The organism is Actinomycetota bacterium (assembly GCA_005774595.1).
Classification (GTDB): domain Bacteria; phylum Actinomycetota; class Coriobacteriia; order Anaerosomatales; family D1FN1-002; genus D1FN1-002.
This window is the reverse complement of the sequence record VAUM01000268.1, coordinates 1-2,757: the sequence shown is the minus strand read 5'-3', so window position 1 is coordinate 2,757 and position 2,757 is coordinate 1. Positions and strand designations below refer to the sequence as shown.

The following is a 2,757-nucleotide window of genomic DNA, read 5'->3' as shown; positions in this document are numbered from 1 at the left end:
CGTCTGTACCGGCCTGATGTTCGTGTGCAGCTGTTGCGGCGGCGTCGCCGCGGTCCTGCCGGCGCTGCTCGGGACGATCTTCGGACTCCTCGGCCTGAAGTCGGTGCGCTACAAGTGGATGGCGATCGTCAGCATCGTCATCGGCGCCCTGACGATCGTCGCGTGGGTCGTGCTCCTCATCCTGTACGGGGCGACGATCGGCCTCGGGGTGCTGTCGAGTCTCGGCGAGAGCGGCTCGTCGTTCACCTACTGACCGAGCCGCCCGCCCGCCCCGCTCACCGGCGCCGGATGGCGCCCGTTGCGCGCGCGCGCCCGTTCATAGGACAATCACTCACTCGCGCCGCCGAGGCGTGAGCGTCCCCCATGCACGAAGGCCCGCCGGCCCGTCCGGCGGACGGGTGAGGAAGGAAGCGCCCATGCAGCAGCTGACGGAGATCCGTTGGCACGCCCGCGCCGGGCAAGGCGCGGTCACAGCCGCGAAGGTCGTCGCCGAGACCGCGCTCTCGGCCGACCAGTTCATGCAGGCGATGCCGGAGTACGGTCCTGAGCGCATGGGGGCGCCGATCAAGGCGTTCACGCGCATCAGCGACCAGCCCATCGAGATCCACAACAACATCGAGTTCCCCGACGTCGTGATCGTGCTCGACGAGTCGCTCCTGGACGTCGTGGACGTCACCGAGGGCGTCAAGCCGGACGGTACGATCATCGTCAACACCTGCTCGCCGGCCGCCGACGTGAAGAAGGCGCTCAAGGTCGCCGATTCCGTCCGGGTGGCCACGGTCGACGCCTCGGGCATCGCGATCGACACCATCAAGCGTGACATCCCCAACACCCCGATCGTCGGTGCGCTCATCAAGGCGTGCGGAGTCATCGACATCGACGTGTTCAAGTCGCTGCTCGCCAAGAACCTCTCAAAGAAGTTCGGCCAGGAGATGATCGACGCGAACTACGCGGCGGTCGACCGGGCCTACGAGGAGGTGCAGGTCTCGTGACCAAGTGGGACATCAGTGGGATCGGGTCCTGGAAGGCGGAGGAGTTCCCGCGCGGGGCGGTCATCCCGGAGTCGGGCAACTCGCGCGACTACGTGACCGGCGGCTGGCGCAGCGAGCGCCCGGTCCGCTCGGAGGAGAAGTGCAACCAGTGCCTGCTGTGCTTCATCTTCTGCCCGGACTCGGCGATCAACGTCGAGAACGAGCAGGTCACCACGTTCAATCTCGACCACTGCAAGGGGTGCGGCGTGTGCGCCGCCGAATGCCCGCAGGACGCCATCGAGATGGTGCCCGAGGGCTGCGAGCTCCCGGGGGTGAACGGCTAGATGCCTACGCAGAAGACGCTCGCCGTCACCGGCAACACCATGGTCGCCGAGGCGATCCGTCAGGCCGCGCCGGACGTGATCCCGGCGTACCCGATCACGCCGCAGACGACCGTGGTCGAGGAGCTCTCGAAGTTCGTCGCCAACGGACGGATGCACGCCGAGTACGTGAACGTCGAGTCGGAGCACTCGGCGATGTCGGCCGCGATCGGCGCGTCGGCGGCCGGCGCGCGCGTCGCGACCGCGACCTCCAGTCAGGGCCTCGCGCTCATGTGGGAGGAGTTGCACATCGCGGCGGGCATGCGCCTGCCGATCGTCATGTTCAACGCCAACCGCGCGCTCTCGGCTCCGATCAACATCCACTGCGACCACAGCGACGTCATGGGCGCGCGCGACACCGGCTGGGTCATCCTGTTCGCCGAGACGGCGCAGGAGGCCTACGACAACACGGTCATGTCGTTCCGCATCGCCGAGCACCCGGACGTGCTGCTCCCGGTCATGTCGACCGCGGACGGCTTCATCACGACGCACGCGATCGACCGCGCCGAGATCATGGACGACGAGACGGTCGCGGCGTTCGTCGGGCAGTACACGCCCGAGTTCGCGCTGCTCGACACCGACAACCCGGTCAGCCACGGCAGCTTCGCGGGCCTCGGCGGACCGTACTTCGAGTTCAAGCGTTCCCAGCGCAACGCCATCGACCGCGCCGCCGGCGTCATCAAGGCGATCGGGGACGAGTGGGCCGGCATCTGCGGCCGCCCCTTCGGCATGGTCGAGACGTTCGGCATGGAGGACGCCGAACTCGCGGTCGTGGTCATCGGCTCGACCGCCGGCAACTGCCGCCACGTCGCGCGCGAACTGCGAGCTGAGGGCGTCAAGGCCGGCGTCGTGAAGGTCCGCTGCTTCCGTCCGTTCCCGGCCGCCGAGCTGGCTGCGGCGCTCGCGGGCGTCAAGGCCGTCGCCGTGCTCGACCGCTCCGAGTCGTTCGGCGCGCAGGGCGGCCCGCTCTTCCTCGAGACGTGCAGCGCGCTGTACGGCGCCGAGAACCGTCCGCCGGTCGTCGACTACGTCTACGGACTCGGCGGCAGCGACGTGAAGCTCGAGCTCATCCGCAGCGTCTACGACGACCTGTCCGCGATCGCATCCGGTGCCGCCGCCGCATCCGGGCTGCGCTACCTCGGCGCCCGGTAGGAGGGAGGCGAGAAATGGCCAATCTGAAGGAACTCACCCATCGCGAGGACCGGCTCTCCGGCGGTCACCGCCTCTGCGCCGGCTGCGGCGCGTCGATCGCGGTGCGCCAGGTGTTGCTCGGCGCCGGCGAGGACCCGGTCGTCGCGGGCTGCGCGACCGGCTGCCTCGAGGTGTCCACGACGATCTACCCGTACTCGTCGTGGAAGACCCCGTTCATCCACAACGCCTTCGAGAACTCGTCGGCCACCATCTCC

4 protein-coding genes are annotated in these 2,757 nt (G+C 68.7%); all 4 read left to right on the top strand.

The window, feature by feature from the left end; translation table 11 throughout:
* The first annotated feature begins 416 nt into the window (after window positions 1–416).
* Window positions 417–992, top strand: coding sequence for a pyruvate synthase (locus FDZ70_08980; protein TLM71160.1), 576 nt, complete (start codon window positions 417–419; stop codon window positions 990–992).
* 11 nt (window positions 993–1,003) lie between these two features.
* Window positions 1,004–1,315, top strand: a complete 312-nt coding sequence (locus FDZ70_08975; protein TLM71161.1) for a 4Fe-4S dicluster domain-containing protein — start codon at window positions 1,004–1,006, stop codon at window positions 1,313–1,315.
* Window positions 1,316–2,503: a pyruvate ferredoxin oxidoreductase gene (porA, locus tag FDZ70_08970; GenBank protein ID TLM71159.1), complete on the top strand. Its 1,188-nt coding sequence runs from the start codon at window positions 1,316–1,318 to the stop codon at window positions 2,501–2,503. It abuts the gene before it with no gap.
* 14 nt (window positions 2,504–2,517) lie between these two features.
* Window positions 2,518–2,757: pyruvate ferredoxin oxidoreductase (locus tag FDZ70_08965; protein TLM71158.1), on the top strand; the 240-nt coding region annotated here is incomplete at its 3' end.